This is a genomic window from Plantibacter auratus, assembly GCF_050587365.1.
In the GTDB taxonomy this organism is placed as follows: domain Bacteria; phylum Actinomycetota; class Actinomycetes; order Actinomycetales; family Microbacteriaceae; genus Plantibacter; species Plantibacter auratus.
In genome coordinates, this window is record NZ_JBOBFV010000002.1 from 410565 (window position 1) to 426091 (window position 15527).

At 69.3% G+C, this 15527-nt stretch carries 13 protein-coding genes and 1 tRNA gene; 5 read left to right on the plus strand and 9 right to left on the minus strand.

All coding sequences use genetic code 11. The features are described 5' to 3' along the window. Positions 1-2 precede the first annotated feature (2 nt). Positions 3-887 (minus strand): carbohydrate ABC transporter permease, encoded by an 885-nt coding sequence (locus tag ACQ3HE_RS09080; RefSeq protein ID WP_430892343.1) that lies wholly within the window; start codon positions 885-887, stop codon positions 3-5. A 69-nt stretch (positions 888-956) separates the two neighbouring features. After that, complete coding sequence (locus tag ACQ3HE_RS09085; RefSeq protein ID WP_430892345.1) at positions 957-2258, minus strand: ABC transporter substrate-binding protein; 1302 nt, start codon at positions 2256-2258, stop codon at positions 957-959. 164 nt (positions 2259-2422) lie between these two features. On the opposite strand from ACQ3HE_RS09085, the gene ACQ3HE_RS09090 reads away from it, so the two are divergent. The 3 genes from ACQ3HE_RS09090 to ACQ3HE_RS09100 all read left to right on the plus strand — a co-directional run bounded on the left by ACQ3HE_RS09090 (position 2423) and on the right by ACQ3HE_RS09100 (position 6428). Next, positions 2423-3460, plus strand: coding sequence for a LacI family DNA-binding transcriptional regulator (locus tag ACQ3HE_RS09090; RefSeq protein WP_430892347.1), 1038 nt, complete (start codon positions 2423-2425; stop codon positions 3458-3460). Positions 3461-3548: 88 nt separating this feature from the next. Next, complete coding sequence (locus ACQ3HE_RS09095; protein WP_430893079.1) at positions 3549-4973, plus strand: APC family permease; 1425 nt, start codon at positions 3549-3551, stop codon at positions 4971-4973. A gap of 84 nt (positions 4974-5057) precedes the next feature. Further along, entirely contained in the window at positions 5058-6428 is a 1371-nt protein-coding gene (locus tag ACQ3HE_RS09100; RefSeq protein WP_192004341.1) for an LLM class flavin-dependent oxidoreductase, read from the plus strand. A 426-nt stretch (positions 6429-6854) separates the two neighbouring features. Here the strand turns inward: ACQ3HE_RS09100 and ACQ3HE_RS09105 are convergent, their stop codons facing one another. Then, the gene (locus ACQ3HE_RS09105) at positions 6855-7946 is read right to left on the minus strand and encodes an alpha/beta fold hydrolase (RefSeq protein WP_430892349.1); all 1092 of its coding nucleotides are present in this window, start codon (positions 7944-7946) and stop codon (positions 6855-6857) included. Between the two features lie 432 nt (positions 7947-8378). Here ACQ3HE_RS09105 and ACQ3HE_RS09110 point away from each other — a divergent pair. Together ACQ3HE_RS09110 and ACQ3HE_RS09115 are read left to right on the plus strand one after the other, a co-directional pair. Then, a tRNA-Gly gene (locus ACQ3HE_RS09110) sits at positions 8379-8452 on the plus strand. A gap of 35 nt (positions 8453-8487) precedes the next feature. Further along, positions 8488-8952 carry an NUDIX hydrolase gene (locus ACQ3HE_RS09115; RefSeq protein ID WP_079704763.1) on the plus strand — a complete coding sequence of 155 codons (465 nt, stop codon included), beginning with the start codon at positions 8488-8490 and terminating at the stop codon, positions 8950-8952. Here the strand turns inward: ACQ3HE_RS09115 and ACQ3HE_RS09120 are convergent. From ACQ3HE_RS09120 to ACQ3HE_RS09145, 6 genes are all read right to left on the minus strand, one after another. Further along, positions 8914-9411 (minus strand): GNAT family N-acetyltransferase, encoded by a 498-nt coding sequence (locus ACQ3HE_RS09120; protein ID WP_430892351.1) that lies wholly within the window; start codon positions 9409-9411, stop codon positions 8914-8916. The genes ACQ3HE_RS09115 and ACQ3HE_RS09120 overlap by 39 nt on opposite strands. A 210-nt stretch (positions 9412-9621) precedes the next feature. Next, the gene (locus ACQ3HE_RS09125) at positions 9622-9825 is read right to left on the minus strand and encodes a hypothetical protein (protein WP_430892352.1); all 204 of its coding nucleotides are present in this window, start codon (positions 9823-9825) and stop codon (positions 9622-9624) included. A 73-nt stretch (positions 9826-9898) separates the two neighbouring features. Then, entirely contained in the window at positions 9899-10351 is a 453-nt protein-coding gene (locus ACQ3HE_RS09130) for a VOC family protein (RefSeq protein ID WP_430892354.1), read from the minus strand. 214 nt (positions 10352-10565) lie between these two features. Then, the gene (gene manA, locus ACQ3HE_RS09135; RefSeq protein WP_430892356.1) at positions 10566-11771 is read right to left on the minus strand and encodes a mannose-6-phosphate isomerase, class I; all 1206 of its coding nucleotides are present in this window, start codon (positions 11769-11771) and stop codon (positions 10566-10568) included. Continuing rightward, on the minus strand, positions 11771-14527 hold the full coding sequence (locus ACQ3HE_RS09140) for a CIA30 family protein (RefSeq protein WP_430892358.1): 2757 nt from the start codon (positions 14525-14527) through the stop codon (positions 11771-11773). Before ACQ3HE_RS09140 ends, manA begins: the two co-directional genes overlap by 1 nt. After that, positions 14524-15522, minus strand: coding sequence for an ROK family protein (locus tag ACQ3HE_RS09145; protein ID WP_430892360.1), 999 nt, complete (start codon positions 15520-15522; stop codon positions 14524-14526). Before ACQ3HE_RS09145 ends, ACQ3HE_RS09140 begins: the two co-directional genes overlap by 4 nt. Between the last annotated feature and the right edge of the window lie 5 nt (positions 15523-15527).

Sequence of the window (15527 nt, forward strand, 5' to 3'; positions counted from 1 at the left end):
GCTCAGGCTTTCGTGAGGTCGCGACGCGAGGAACGGAAGATGAACACGGTCACGACGAGGCAGATGATCGTCAGCAACAGGGCGATGGTGCTGCCGTAGCCGTACTCGCCGTAGGAGAACGACGTCTGGAACATGTAGAGCGTCAGGGGGCTCGTCGCGTTGCCCGGCCCGCCGTTCGTGAGCGCGATGATCGAGTCGAAGACCTTGAGGGTGCCGTTGATGCTGAAGATGATCGCCGACAGCAGGACGGGCAGCGACAGCGGGATGACGATGTGGCGCACGAGGCTCCAGCCGGTCGCTCCGTCGAGGCGGGCGGATTCCAGCGTGTCCTCGGGGATCTCGACGATGCCCGCGTACAGCAGGACGCCGTAGAAGCCGATGGAGCGCCAGATGTCCATGATCGCGATCACGAGGAACGCGTTCGCGCCGCTGCCGAACCAGTCGACGGAGTCGCCGCCGAAGCTGGTGATGACCGTGTTGACGACGCCGGTGGAGGGTGCCACCTCGAACATCTTCTGGAAGAGGAGCGCGACCGCGACGGTCGGCAGGACGACCGGGAAGAACACCAGTGTGCGGATGATGCCGGACGAACGCTTCAGGACGAACACGTACAGGAGCGACATCAGGTACCCGATGAAGACCTGCCCGATCGTGACGACCAGGGCGTACTTGACCGTGAAGAGGACCGCGTCCCAGACCTTCGGATCGCCGGCTGCGCGCAGGAAGTTGTCCACGCCCACGAAGGTGAAGCCGGTGATGGCGTTGCCTTCGAAGACCGTGTAGCCGAGCGACCAGATGACCGGGACGAGCATCACCAGGGTGTAGACGAGGAGGGCGGGACCGAGCAGGATCGCGATCGCCCGCTTGTCGCCGAGAACGTGTTTCATGTCATGTCACTTCCGTGTGCAGCCGCGGTTGGAGGCGGGCGACGGCGCGAGACCGCCGCCCGCCGCGGATCAGTTGTCGAGGTCCGCCTGGACGAGCTGCATGAACTCCTCGGGGCTGATCGCCCCGGTCACGAGCTGTGCGGCGTTCGTCTGGCTGGTGGTCGTCGCCTTCGTGGAGAAGAGCGCCTCGAACCAGAGCACGCTCGACGTCGACTCGGAGATCGTCGTCTGGATCTCCTGGGTGAGCGGTGCGACGCCGGTCACCTCGGTGTTCGTCTTGAAGCCCGAGATGGTGCCCTGATCCTGGAGCGCCGCGCTGCCGTAGTTCTCGGCGATACAGCCGAGCCAGTCGCCGACCTTGTCGTCGTAGAGCTTCGCGTTCATCGTCGTCGGCAGCCCGACGTTCGCCGGGTACTCGTCGATCGAGCCCTTGCCGCCCTCGACGGCCGGGAACGGCATGAAGCCGACGTTGTCGATGCCGATCTGGTTCGCCGTCTCGTCGTTCATCGACTCGAGGATCCAGCTGCCCATGTAGAACATCGCGGCCTTGCCGGTGAGGAACTGCTGCGCGGCCGTGTCGTAGTCGATCGATCCGACGCCCTGCCCGAAGTAGCCCTTCGCGCCGAGGTCGGCGACGGCAGCGGCCGCCTCGACGTACTCGGGGTCGGTGAGCTTCGCATCGCCGTCGGCGACCTTCTGGAGCGCATCGGCGCCGAGGTCACGGAAGAGGTAGTCGCCGACGAGACGCGTGAGCGGCCAGCCCTGCTCCCCGGAGGCGGAGAACGGGGTGACGCCCGTCTTCGAGATGGTGTCGGCAGCGGTGACGAGCTCGTCCCACGTCTGCGGGATCTCGACGCCGGCGTCGGCGAAGATCTGCTTGTTGTACCAGATCCCCTCGATGTTGTACTGGTAGGGCAGCACGTTGAACTTGCCGCCGTAGAGCGCCTTGATGGTGCTGATCGCCGCGGGCTCGATGTCGTCGAGCGCGTCGAGGTCGGTGAGGGCCTGCTCGAAGTCGACCACGTTGCCGGAGCCGTCGAGCGTCTTGGTGAGATCGGGAGCGTTACCAGCCGCGTACATGACGGGGAGGGAGTTCTGCCCGGCGAGCAACTGGAGCTTCTGGTCGAGGTTCGTCTGCGGGACCGTCTCCACCTTGAGCGGTAGGGCCGTGTTCTCCGCCTTGCACTGGTTCTCGCTGAGGGCCGTGATCTGCCCCGGGATCATCGTGTTCTCGGAGTTGATGAGGTAGGTGAACGAGGACGCCGTCGTCGTGCCACCGCCGCCACCACAACCGGTGAGGACGAGAGCGAGCGCTCCGGCGCTGGCGGCCAGCGGAGCCAGGACGGCTTTCCGGCGCATGGGTCGTGTCATTGCGATTCCTCCTTGAATGCAGGCCCCGAGCGGTGCCGTGTGTTGTTGACGCGCATCAATTGATGCGCGTCAAGTGATGAGACTAGGTAAACTGGCTTCGATCCGCAAGGTGGAATCGGTAACGATTCACCGATCGACGCGGATCACGACGAGGGTGGGCGAAGATGTCGGAAGCGAGAGCACGGCGCGGGCAGCACGGGGACTCGCGGATGGGCGACGTCGCCGAGCGCGCGGGCGTGTCGCACGGCACCGTGTCGAACTTCTTCAACCGACCCCACCTGCTCAGTGACGCGACGCGCGAGAAGGTCGCCGCCGCGGTCGACGCCCTCGCCTTCGTCCCCAACGACGCAGCCCGCACGCTCGCGAAAGGCACCGGCAACACCGTCGGCGCCGTGCTCGTCGACATCGGGAACTCGTTCTTCGTCGACATCGCACGTGGGATCGAGTCCGCAGCGGCGGAAGCCGGGCTCAAGCTGCTCCTCGCCAACAGCGACGTCGACCTCCAACGCCAGAACGACTACCTCGACCTGTTCGACGAGACCCGCGTGCGCGGCATCATCCTCGCTCCGCTCGACGGCGAACAGCGGGGCGCGGCCCGTGTGCGCAGCCACGGCCGCCCGGTGGTGTTCGTGAACTGGCCGGGCGACCCCGCGCAGTCCTGCGGCGTCATCGTCGACGAGGAGTTCGGCGGCTACCTGGCCGCGAGCCACCTCATCGGTCTCGGACGGACCAGGCTGCTGTACGCCGGTGGACCGCTCCACCTGCACGCCGTCGCCGACCGTCTCGCGGGCGTGCGACGCGCCGTGTCCGAGCACGCAGGCGTCGAGCTCGAGGTCGCCGAGACCCACAGCCTCACCACGCGGGTCGGCCGCATCCTCGGTGAGCAGCTCGCCGACCGCGCGGTTGCGGACCGCCCCGACGCGGTCGTCTGCGCCGCCGACTCGCTGGCCGTCGGGTGCATCGAGCACCTCGTCGCCGCCGGGTTCAGCGTCCCCGACGACATCGCCGTCACCGGCTACGACGACAACCACTACGCCGCCGAGAGCGCCGTCCCGGTGACGACGATCGCGCAGCCCGGCCGGGAGATGGGCGTGATCGCAGCCGGACTGCTCGCCGAGGAGGTCGACGAACCGGCGACGCACGAGCACCGCACGGTCGTCCTCAAGCCGGAACTCGTCGTCCGGCGCAGCTCGGTGCGGTGACCGCGGCAAGCTCCGCGGATCCCCACGGTTACGATGGATCCCCGTGACTGATCGCCGACTCCCGCTCCTCGCGCAGCTGCGCCGGCGCATGCCGCTCGTCCGACTCGGGACGGATCCCGCCGACTCGGGGACGTCGCTCCGCCGTTCGCTCGGTGTCTGGCAGCTCACGATGATCAGCGTCGGCGCGACACTCGGCACCGGTATCTTCGTCGTCCTCGGCACCGCCGTCCCGCTCGCCGGGCCCGCCGTGTGGATCGCGTTCGCGGTCGCCGGACTCGCAGCGCTCTTGTCGGCCCTGTCCTACGCCGAGATGGCCGGTTCGGTGCCGGTCTCCGGATCCAGCTACTCCTACGCCTATGCGACCATGGGTGAGGGCGTCGCCTGGGTGTGCGGTTGGTGCCTCGTGCTCGAGTACGGAGTCTCCGTCGCTGCGGTCGCCGTTGGTGCCGGCCAGTACGTGAACGAGGCGCTCGCGGTGTTCGGCCTGGGACTGCCGCCGGCACTCGCGAACCCGATCGGCGTCGCCGACGGCCTGATCAACCTGCCGGCCGCGGCCCTCGTCCTGCTCGCGATGCTGCTGCTCGTCCGCGGTGCGAAGGACAGCGCCTGGGCGAACACGATCATGGTGTTCGTGAAGCTCGCCGTGCTGCTCGTCTTCGTCGTCATCGCGTTCTCGGCGTTCTCCCTCGGCAACTTCGAACCGCTCGCGCCCATGGGGGTCGCCGGCATCGCGGCAGCCTCCAGCCGGTTGTTCTTCTCCTACATCGGCTTCGACGCGGCATCGACCGCCGGCGATGAGGCGACGAACCCGCGTCGCGACCTGCCGCGCGCGATCATCCTGTCGATGGTGATCGTCACCGCCGTCTACATCCTCGTCGCCATCGCCGCGATCGGTGCCCGGCCGTGGACCGCCTTCGCGGACGACGAGTCCGCGTTCGTCGGCATCCTCACCGAGATCACCGGGCAGCCGATCGTCGCGCTCTTCTTCTCCATCGGCGCGGTCATCGCGATCGCGAGCGTGGTGCTCACCGTCTACTACGGGCAGACGCGCATCCTGTACCGGATGGCGCAGGACGGCATGGTGCCGCGGGTGTTCTCGCGCGTGGGTCGTCGCAGCGGGACGCCCGTCGCCGGGACCGTCATCGTCGGTGCGGTCGTCGCCGTGGTCGCCGCCCTCATCCCGCTCGGCGAGCTCGCCGACGCCACGAGCATCGGCACGCTGTTCGCGTTCGCCCTCGTGAACCTCTCGGTCATCCTGCTGCGTCGCCTGCGCCCGGACCTCGACCGCAGCTACTCCGTCCCGCTGTTCCCGGTGGTCCCCGCGCTCGGCATCGTCATGTGCCTCGGGCTGATGGTGTCGCTCGGTGGGACGACCTGGATCGTGTTCCTCATCTGGATGCTCGTCGGAGCGGCGCTCTACCTCGGGTACGGGCGCCGGCACTCGACGGTCGGCGCGCTCAGCGACGCGGAGTACGCCGAGGCGATCGCCGCGGAGGACACCTCGCACAGGTAGTGCGCTGCGCCCCAGATGACGCCCTGTTACGGGCGAGGCCGATTGCCAGGCGACGTCCGGGACTCGTGATGCAGGATCGTGCGTATGACCCGACAGATCCGCTTCAACGCCTTCGACATGAACTGCGTCGCCCACCAGGCGTCGGGGATGTGGCGTCATCCCGACGACCGCTCGAGCACCTACAAGGACCTCTCCTACTGGACGGACCTGGCACAGCTGCTCGAGCGCGGCAACTTCGACGGCATCTTCATCGCCGACGTCCTCGGCACCTACGACGTCTACGGCGACAGCAACGAGGCCGCGATCCGCAACGGCGCACAGGTGCCGGTGAACGACCCGATCCTGCTCGTGTCGGCGATGGCCGCGGTGACGAAGCACCTCGGGTTCGGGGTAACCGCCGGCACCGCCTATGAGCACCCGTACCCGTTCGCGCGGCGCATGTCGACGCTCGACCACCTGACGAAGGGGCGGGTCGGCTGGAACGTCGTCACCGGCTACCTGCCGAGTGCGGCGCGCAACATGGGGCACGACGACCAGCTCGAGCACGACGAGCGGTACGACGTCGCCGACGAGTACCTCGAGGTCCTGTACAAGCTGTGGGAGGGCTCGTGGGAGGACGACGCCGTCGTGCGCGACCGCGAGACAGGCGTGTTCACCGACCCGACGAAGGTCCACGAGATCGGGCACTTCGGCAAGCACTACACGGTGCCCGGCATCCACCTGTCCGAGCCGTCCACGCAGCGGACGCCGGTCATCTACCAGGCCGGTGCGTCGCCGCGCGGCATCCAGTTCGCCGCGGGCAACGCGGAGGCGATCTTCGTCGGTGCGTCGACGAAGGCAGGCTTGAAGGCGACGGTCGGACGCATCCGTGACGCCCTGGAGGCCGCCGGTCGCGACCGGTACTCGGCGAAGATCTACACGCTGCTCACGATCATCACCGACGAGACGAGCGAGCAGGCCCAGGCGAAGCACGAGGACTACCTGCAGTACGCGTCGCAGGAGGGTGCGCTCGTGTTCATGTCGGGCTGGATGGGCATCGACCTGTCGCAGTACGACCCGGAGGAGCCGATCGGCAACGTCAAGAGCAACGCCATCCAGTCGGCGGTCGCCAACTACCAGGCGGCCAACGAGGAGGGTGGCGAGTTCAAGGTGAAGGATATCGCGCGCATGGGGGCGATCGGTGGGCTCGGTCCGCGGATCGTCGGGAGTGCGTCGGAGATCGCCGACACCCTGCAGGAGTGGGTGGAGGAGACCGACGTCGACGGCTTCAACCTCGCCTACGCGATCACTCCGGGCACCTTCGAGGACATCGTCGAGTTCGTCATCCCCGAGCTGCGACGCCGCGGCGCCTACCCCGAGGAGTACGTCGAGGGCAGCCTCCGCCACAAGCTCCACGGCCGTGGCGACCGTCTCCCCGAAGAGCACACCGGGGCTCGCTACCGCTACGCGAAGTAGGTTCCGCCTCGCCGGTCCCGGAGCCCCTGGTCCCTGAGCCTGTCGAAGGGCCGGTCCCTGAGCCTGTCGAAGGGCACCAGTCCCTGAACCTGTCGAAGGGCACCAGTCCCTGAGCCTGTCGAAGGGCACCAGTCCCTGAGCCCCAACCACCTCGGTCCCTGAGCTTGTCGAAGGGCACCACGCACCCAACCGACCGCGACCCGCTCCCCCAACCACCCCGGTCCCTGAGCCCGTCGAAGGGCACCACGCACCCAACCGACCGTGACCCGCTCCCCCAACCACCCCGGTCCCTGAGCTTGTCGAAGGGCACCACGCACCCAACCGGCAGCGACCCGCTCCCCCAACCATCCCGGTCCCTGAGCCTGTCGAAGGGCACACGGACACACCCCGCCCTTCGACAACCTCAGGCACCGAGGAGCACTCCGATCAGCGCGCCCCGAGCCACTCCCGCACAGCCGTCTCGAACGCCTCCGGCGCGACGTTCCACTCCAGCCCGTGCGGCGCCGCATCGACCTCGACCAGCTCGAACGACGGTGAGCGACGAGCGACGGCCCGCGTGAGTTCCACGGGGATCGTCGTGTCGCCGGGCGAGTGGATCGCGAGCGTCGGCAGGCCGTCGATCGGCCCGGCGGACAGCGCGCGGACCGGAACCGCGCCGCGCACCCCGGCGGATCGCGCCAGCACGGGCGTCGAGAGCACGGCGAGCGCCGTGTGTACGAGGAACCGCGGCACCCCGGCGACCGCGGCAGCATGCAGCACCGTCTCGCTGAGGCCGAGCATCGGCGAGATGAGGATCGCGCCCTGCACCGCGTCGGGCCGTGATCGGGCGGCCGCAAGACTGAGGGCGGCACCGTAGGACCACCCGCAGACGATCACCCGCCGCGCACCGAGTGCCACGGCGTCGTCGATGGCCGCGACGACGCGCTCGACGTCCCTGGCATCGGCCCCGGAGCGCCGCTCGGCGAACGCCGAACCGAGGCAGGTGACGAGCGACGGTAGGCCCGCGCGCTGCACGGCCTGCACGGAGCGGAGGGTCGCGAGCGGGGATGCTCCGAGTCCGTGGGTGTGCACGACCCAGGTGTCGCCATGAGCGTCGCCGTCTACGGTCCCCTCGAATCGCCACGCCCCCGACCGTGTCCTCGGCACGCGCGCCTCGTCCACCCCGAGGTCCGTAGGTGTCACGGCTGCGCCGGTGAACCGCGCACGGGTCGCTCCGGCTGGAACCCGGCTGGCGATCACGGCTCGCATCACGGAACCGTCTATCGTCTCGCGGCCGATCACTGGTCCGACGATGACCCGCGAGCCGTCGTCGAACTCGAGCCCGTATCGTCCCGGCAGCGCGGTGGCAGCGTTCCGTTCGAGCCGCACGGTCATCGGCGACGAGGTCGGCAACACCTCGCTGTAGTGCACTCGTCCGGCCCCGATGACGCGCCGGGCGACCATGGCGCTCGCGACCCCGAACCCGGCGACGGCAACGGCGGCGAGGCCGGCCACGACGACACCTGCACTGCGCTTCACGTCACACCCTCGATCCCGTCCCGCTCGGGGAACGGTGAACCAGCCTAGCTGCGGGCCGCAGATTGACTGAGCCGGCCCCGGCGACCGACCGAGCGCAGGTCCCATCCCCGGACCTCGAGCCCACACCCGGACCCGGACCCCGAGCCCACCCCGGTCCCCGAGCCCAGCCCCGATCGCTGAGCCCACCCCCGGTCCCTGAGCCCAGCCCCGGTCCCTGAGCCCAGCCCCGATCCCTGAGCCCACCCCGGTCCCTGAGCTTGTCGAAGGGCACACGACCACACCTCGCCCTTCGACAAGCTCAGGGACCGAACAAGGGCCGCACGCCGGGACCGAACAAGGGGCGCACGCCGGGTCCGACCGGAGGCCTCCGCGCCGGGTCCGACCGGAGGCCCGCCGGGTCATGTACGATTACTCAGGACGCTCCGGCGCCACGCGGATGTAGTTCAATGGTAGAACTTCAGCTTCCCAAGCTGATAGCGCGGGTTCGATTCCCGTCATCCGCTCCATACACCAGGTCAGCGGTCGCTCTAGAGTCGACGACATGCCCTCGATTCGGAACATCTCCGTCGGCCTTCCCATCCGAGACGGTCACGTACTCGTCTTGAACGGCGTGGACACCGTGAAGGACCAGGCCTTCCATCGCGCGATCGGGGGCGGCATCGAGTTCGGCGAAACCGCGGAAGCCGCTCTGCGCCGCGAGTTCGTCGAGGAGCTCGGCGTCACGCTGGGCCCCGTCACCCTGCTCGACGTCGCGGAGAACATCTTCGAGTACGAGGGTGAGCGAGGCCATGAGATCGCCCACATCTTCGCCGTCGAGTCCGCCGAGATCGATGCCATACCGCTCGACGCCCGCCTCCACGTCCTGGACGAGGGAAGTCCGGTTCGGTGGGTGTCGATCAGCGAGACCGATCACCCCTTCTACCCGGCAGGTGTCACACGCCTCCTCCGTTACCCGGCGCTCATCACCTCATCGCACCAGGCCGTTCGCCACATCGACTCGCCGTGACAACACCTGGCCCGGCCATGCGTCAGCCCCGTCGCCGACCGTGAACGTCACGTCACGCTCATAGCCAGCAGCCTCATAGAAGCGGACGAGATCTCCCGTTCCACCCGCGTAGCAGTCGACCCGCATGCGACCGACCCCGGCGGCCTGGGCGCGCTCCTCGGCGAATGCCAGCAAGCGGCGACCGGTACCCTTCGCCCGCGGGTCGCGCGAGCCGATCAACACGCGGACGTAGACCTCCGGCTCGGTGGCGGCCGGCACGTACTCGAGCGCCTCGCCCAGCACGAGCGCTCCGCAGACGCCGACCGTGGGATGCTCGGCGACCCAGGCATCGGATGAAGCACACCACTGCTCGACACGCGTGATCCAGCGCTCCTGCCCAGATGCAGGTTCGGTACCCCACTGCCGCGTGTTGCCGATCCGCACGAACCAGGCGATTGCTTCATCGAAGAGCGCCAGCACCGCTGCTGCGTCCGCCGGGACGGCCCGACGGATCTTCAACTGCACCCGATCGCCCATGCTCGACGCAGGCTCCAACCCACCCGTCATCGAGCTTTCTCAAAACGCTTCGACATGTCGCCTGCTCTCTCCATCCGATGCCAGGTTGGCATGAGTCGCCCACGGGAGGCCAACACCTGCAGGGCTTGAGCCGGCGGACTCGACGAGATCGCGTCAGCCTTGCAACCGTCGGAGGATGACCCACCAGATGAGCCCGGCAATGCCGATCACGAAGAACACCGCACTGAGCATGTAACCTCCGGCGCTGCCTCCCCCCATGGCCGTGGTGACTGAAACGAGGAACGCTGGCAGCAGTCCGAGGACAGTGATCCAAGCGGCGATCCGCCGCAGCAGCATGCGCCTGCGTGTGGTGGTCATGAGTGGCCTCTCCGGTGTTCGTTCGAGCATCCGCGTCAGACGTCTCCGCTGGACGATCCTCTCATCAAGGCGCTCAGCTGTGCGTCGTGTTCGCCCGCATCTCCTCAACGGTCATCTCCGGCGCGCCGCCGGCGGCCGCCTCCGGGTCCATCCAGACGAAGTCCCAGTGGTGGCCGTCGAGGTCGTCGAAGCTCTTCGAGTACATGAAGCCATGGTCCTGTTCGCCGGCAGGCGTAGCCCCGCTCGCGATGGCCTTCTCGACAATCGAATCGACGTCGCTTTTGCTCTCAGCGCTGAGAGCGAGCTGCACCTCGGTGGAGGTGGTGGCGTCGATGATCGACTTGCTCGTGAACTCCGCGAAGAACTCCCGCGTGAGCAGCATCGCCGTGATCGTGTCGCTGATGACCACGCTGATCGCGTTCTCGTCGCTGAACCCCTCATTGATCGAGTACCCGAGTGCTTCGAAGAACACCCGCGACCGTGCCAGGTCGCTGACGGGAAGGTTGACGAAGATCGTGGTGGACATCGGGGCCGTCTCTCTCGAGGGTGCCGGCGGCCCGTTGCCGTCGATCGTTTTCGAATCATGACGAGGATGGTCGACCACGTCAAGAGTCATCCGACGCGAAGCGGCTCGAGCAGCGCACGCCTGTCGTCACGACCGAACGTCCGCGCACGGATTCACGCCTCCATGTGGTGGACAGCAGCCACCGACAGTGTCGGCCGGTCAGCCGGTCAGCCCTTCAGCCGGTGGCGACGAAAACCCGACCGTCCGTGGACACCGTCACCGGCTCCGGGCCCGGAGAGACGAACGCCGCTGTCCCGCGCTCGAGCACGACGGTGTCCGCACCCTGTTCCACCCGCGCTGTACCACCGGTCACGAGGATCACCGCCGCCTGGCCGCGAGCAAGGTCGGTCGCCGTCCCGGGATCGATCCGGACGAGCCGGAAATCGTCGACCGGCACCGGGTACATGACCCCACCGCCGGTTCGCACGATCGGCTCGACGAACGGGACCGGCGACGGTTCGAAATCGAGAACCGCGAGAAGCTCCGGGACGTCGACGTGTTTCGGCGTCAGTCCGCCGCGAAGCACGTTGTCACTCGAGGCCATGACCTCGACCCCAAAGCCGGAGAGGTAGGCGTGGATGTTCCCCGCGGGCAGGAACAACGCCTCACCCTCCCGCAACGTCACGAGGTTGAGGAGCGCCGCGACGACGATGCCGGGGTCCCCCGGGTACTCTTCGGCGAGCTGCAGGATGAGCTCGCGCTCGGCCGACCAGCGCGATCGACGGTCGGCGTCCGGGACCGCTCCGCTGCCGGTGCCGACACCGGCGGCCGTCACCAGGGCGGCGACCACGCCGGGCGTCCGTCGTTCGAGCACCGCTCGCACCGTCGGTTCCAGACCGGCGTCACGTAGCTCCGCCTCGAACGCCTCGAGCACCATCCGGTCCGGCCCCTCGACGTAGGCGGACAGGTGCATGAGGAATGCGCGCGATTCCTCGACCGCCCGGAATCCGCAGAGGGCGCGGAAGCCGTCCTGCAGGGAGACGATGATCTCCGGCTTGTGCCAGGCGTCCTTGTAGTTCCGATGCGGTGCATCCAGCGGCACGCCGCGGCGGTCCTCGTCCGCGAACCCCGCCCTGGCCCGGTCGGGCGTGGGGTGGACCTGGAGGGAGAGCGGCCTCGCGGCGGCCAACAGCTTCACCAGGAACGGCATCCTGGAGCGCCCACCGAGAGCCGCGTCGGGGTCCGACGCGATCCAGTCGTTGAGGCTGTCGGGACGACCGTGACCCGGCTCGACGAACTCGGTCACGCTGCCAGGGTGTGCCCCGAGCCAGAGCTCCGCCTGGGGCGAACCGTCAGCGGGTACCCCCAGCAGCTCCGGGATGGCCGTCGTAGACCCCCAGGCGTACCGCTTGGGGTCGCTGGTGATGCGGTGCAGCGCCATCAGAGAGCCCGCCGTCGACCGCGGACCAGCAGCAGACCACCCATCGCGAGCAGCGCGAACGCGCCGACGATCCAGGGCGTGGCGTCCAGGCCGGTGCGGGCGAGGTCGCCCGTCGGCGCCACCGGGTCGGTGCCGCCCGACCCTCCCGGCTGTCCCGTGCCCGGCTGTCCCGTGCCCGGCTGTCCCGTGCCCGGTTCCGGCTCCGGCTCCACCGCCGCGACCGTCGTGACGACGTCGTCGACCAGCAGGGTGCCTGCCCCCTCACCACCGAGGTAGAACCCGATCTGGGTGACGGAGGTCGGGTCGAACGCCGCCTCGCCGGCCCAGGCCGGTGGGGCGAAGGCCGAGAACGGGATCTCGATCAGCTGCCAACCCTCGCCCTCGATGGGCGCGACCGTCTCCCAGTACGTCCCACGCGTCACGAACTGGACGGTGACGTCGTCGCCCGGTGTCCCCTGCACCCAGAGCTGGAGCCCGGTGTAGCCCCACCAGTCCTGCGGCGTCTGGAAGGTGCGGACGACGCCGGCATAGCCGGGACCGGCGAGGTCGTACGCGGCCGACATCGCGTTCGTGCCGGTGTCGGGGTTCGGCGTGAGCGTCGGTGTCACGGCGCCGCCCCCGGTGTTCCGCACGTAGGCGGCCTGCAAGGCGGCGTCATCGGCGTACGACTCGAAGTCCTCGACGACGAGCGGTTCGCTCGGCAGCGCCTTCATGAGGAAGTCCGCCGCTCCCGTGCTCGAGGCGGTCGTCCCGGCTCCGTTGACCGCGGTGACCGACCACCAGTACCGCTGTCCCGGCGTGAGGGAGACCGTCGGGGTGACCGAGGGGGTTCCGACACCGTCGACGACGACGACCGGGTTTCCGAGGTCGGCCTGCGCGGCGAGCGTGAAGCGGTAGTAGGCCGCACCGGCCGCCGACTCCCAGGTGAAGGTCGGCGTCGCGGTCACATCGACGGTGCCGGGCGCCGGTGAGACGGATGCGAACGCCGCCGGCGGCCCGCTCGGAGCGTCCACCGCCGACCAGATGGTGGCCCGCGACACGGTCGCGTCGGCGGCGAGGGTCACCCGGAGGTACGGCCCCGCCAGATCGCGAGCGATCACCGTGCCGCCGGGTCCGACCTCGGCCGCGGCGGTCACCCAGGCTGAACCGTCAGCGCTGGACTCGACCACGACCGATCCGGAGACGATGAACGACGCCGCCGAGAGTCGGTCCTGCTTCCAGGTGACGCTGGCTCCATCGGAGGCGGCGACCACGCTCGTCCCATCTGCGCGTGGAACGATCGTCGCACCGTCGTGCGCCTCGGTGAGCAGCCAGGACTCGAGCGGGTCGACGAGCACGCGGGTGTCGGTCTCGGTCATGACCGGGTCCGACAGCGCCGCGTCGGCCCCGGCCCCGTCGATCGCGACGACGCGGTAGACCGCTCCCGTCGGCGAGGCGAAGTCCGTCGCGGACCCGGCATCGGCCCGGAGCGCGCCGGTGTCGACCGCGGTCCACGAGATCCCGTCGAGCGAGCGTTCGAGCCGGTACGAGACCGCGCCGCCGGCCCCGCGCCATCGGACGGTGTTGATGCCGTCCGCGCGGTCGACCGCTGTGATGAGCGGTGTCCCGACGGCGGGAGCAGCCGGCACGGCACCGATCGCAGCGGCATAGGCGGTGATCGCGGAGACCCGGGCGCGCTCGGCATCGGTCGCACCGGGTGCATGGATCGTGAACCCGTCGTCGTGCGGGACGAGCCCACCACGGTCGCTGTTGCCGAACAGCGACCAGAACAGCATGCCGGTCACGTTCGGGTCGGCGACGAGCGGTTCGAGCAACGCCGGGCTCGCAGCAGTGGAGGCGTACTCGCCGGCCAGGTAGACCTTGCCCGCGGCGGTGACCGTGGCCGCGTCCGCGGACACGCGTGCGGCGGTGGGCGGGTAGTAGTGCACATCGACGATGTCGAGCCCCGGCGCCGAGAGCGTGTCCGGGTCGATGTCGAATCGACGACCGGCCGCGACGAGCTGCTGCGGGGCGCGTTCCTTGATGAACGCGACCTGCCGGTCGATCCACGGCGCGGTCATCCCCTCCAACTCGTTCCCGAGCTCCCACGCCATGATCGTCGGGTCCTCGGTGTACCGGACGCCGGTGAGCGCGTTCGTCCGCTGCAGGATCGCGTCGACGTAGGCCTGGTACGCGGCGATCGGCCGCTCGTCGGTGTAGAAGTCGGCCGACGTCAGCCCGTACGGGGTCGTGAAGTCGCGATGCCCGCCGTGGTAGTACTCCCACTCGTCGGTGAGCGGGAGCACCAGCCGGATGCCGAGCTTGCCGGCGTACGCGACGGCGAAGTCGATCGTCGCGAACGCCTCGTCGTTCATCTGCCCGAGGGCCGGCATGATCGCCAGGGGGTTCGCACCGTCCTGGCCCGTCGAGGTCATCATGTGCGTCCGCACGACGGTCGAACCCATCCTGGCCGCCGCATCGAGGGTGTCAGCGATGCGGAACGCAGTCGGGTAGTCGACCCCGCCCACGTTCTCGTCCAGACCGAGCCAGTAGATGTTCGGACCGCTGAAGCGGAAGGTCTCGCCGTCGAGCACGAGGCGGGAGCCGTCACGCTCGACGAACGAGGTGTTGAGCGAGGTCCAGTCGGCCGGGGCGGCAGCTGCCGGCGCCGCGAGCGCCGGGAGCAGTGCGGCGGTGACGGCCGCCGCGAGCATGCCGGCGGCGAGGCGGCCGCTCGTGTCGCGGTGCGATGGGCGGGGGTCGGGGGTGCGATTCATCGTGCCAGGCTCCTTCGTCTGGGATGGTGCATCGGGTCGAGCGGTGGGAGGCCGAGTGCCTCCGGTCGGTGGATGAGTGCTGCGGCGCCGAGGATCGGACCCGCGCCGTCGAGAGCGGAACCGGTCACGACGACGCCGGCCGCGTAGTCGAGGACGATGGCGTCCTGCACCGCGGCACGGACGAGGTCGAGATAGTCGGTGCTGACGGCGGTGAACCCGCCGCCGACGGCGACCGCCTCCAGGTCGAGCAGGGTCGTGGCACTCGCGATCGCCTGTCCGACCGCGGTGGCCGAACGGACGACGGCGGACCGCGCGACGGGATCCCCCGCCGAGGCGTCGACGGCGAGCTCCTCGCCGGTGCGGCCTTCCCAGCCGTGGGCCCGCGCCCAGGCGACGCTCCGTGGTCCGGAGGCGATGCGCTCGAGCGTCGCGTCGTCGGCGGACTCTCCAGGTACGCGCGAGGCGATCTGCACCTGACCGATGTGGCCGGCGTTGCCGCTCCGGCCGGCGATCAACCGCCCGTGCAGGATGATCCCGCCGCCGACACCGGTCGAGACGACCATCGCCATCGAGTTCTCGGTGCCGCGGGTCGCTCCGAGCCAGTGTTCCGCGAGCGCGATGCAGGTCCCGTCGAGACGGACCACCACCGGGGCGTCCGGTAACAGCCGCGCGACGTGTGTCCGGAGGTCGAAGCCGTGCAGTCGCGGGAGGTTCTTCGGGCTCACGGTGCCGCTGCCGAGGTCGACGGGACCCGCCGAACCGATGCCGACGCCGACGAGCGCGGAACCGTCCGGCAGGTGCGCGATCGAGGCGAGGACCACTCGGTCGACGGCGTCTTCCAGTGCACGGCGCCCTGCATCGGGCCCCGTCGGCGCCCGATGCGCGCTGCCGTCGACCACGACGCCCTCGGCCGTGACGAGCGCGGCCTCCACTTTGGTGCCGCCGAGGTCGACCGCGAGCGCGACCGACCCCGACGGATCCCGCTCCGCGGTCATGTCCG